Here is a 965-nt window from a genome sequence, read left to right on the forward strand (position 1 = left end):
CACGCCTCGGCGAAGGCGTCGATGCGCCGCTGGACGTGCTCCACCAGTGCCTGGCCCGGCTCGACCTCTTCGCCCAGGGCGCTGGTGTCGAAGATGTCCCAGTAGGCGGCCTTGATCTGTGCCTGATCGCTCGCGCTGACTTTGGAGAGCACGTTGCGGCATTTGTGAATCACGCAGCGCTGCCGCAGCGAACGGGGAAAGGCCTGCTCGGCGGCGCTAATGAGGCCGGGTGCGCCGTCGGAGACGATCAGCAGCGGGGGTTTGAGGCCGCGCCCGGCCAGGTCGGTGAGGAAGTCATGCCAGGCGTCGGTCGATTCGGAGCCGGCAGCAGCCAGGCCGATGAAGACCGGCTTGCCGTCGCATGTGATGCCCCAGGCGGCCAGGACCGGCTCGGCGCGTTGCCCGTCGTGCATCTTGAAGTGCGAGGCGTCCAGGAACAGGTAGTCCAGCTCGACGCCGGACAGCTCACGTCGGCACCAGGCGTCGTACTCAGCGACGATGGCCTGGCAGATGGTCGAGACGGTCGACTTGGACAAGGCTGCCTCCGGGCCGAGCGCATCGGCCAGGGCGCCCTCGACGTCGCGCACGGACAGGCCGCGGACGAAGGAGGCGATGACGAGGGTTTCCAGCGCGTTGGTGCGGGTCACTCCGGTGCCGAACAGGCGAGAGGCGAAGGCTTCAGTGGTGCCGCGCAGCTTCGGGCGAGCGATGGTGACAGGCCCGGTGGTGGTCTTGACGGTGGTGGAGCAGTGGCCGTTGCGGTGGCCCGGGCGGATCACGGCTTTCTCGTCGTCGGCTGCGACGGCGGCGGCGCGCTGGTAGCGGGCGCGGCCGAGGAAGGCGTCCACCTCGGCCTCCACAGCGGTCTGGATGATCAGGCGGGCACCGAGACGGGCGACGTCTTCGATGACCTCCACCAGGTCACGGCCTTCGGTGAACAAGGCGTCGATCTCGGCGCGAATGGC

Annotated in this window: 1 protein-coding gene; it reads right to left on the reverse strand. The window is 68.8% G+C overall.

Annotated elements, in window-relative coordinates:
- Nucleotides 1-965: IS256 family transposase (locus LDL49_RS56455; protein ID WP_225303200.1), on the reverse strand; the 965-nt coding region annotated here is incomplete at both ends.

The sequence above is a fragment of the Nonomuraea aurantiaca genome (genome assembly GCF_020215705.1).
In the GTDB taxonomy this organism is placed as follows: Bacteria; Actinomycetota; Actinomycetes; order Streptosporangiales; family Streptosporangiaceae; genus Nonomuraea; species Nonomuraea aurantiaca.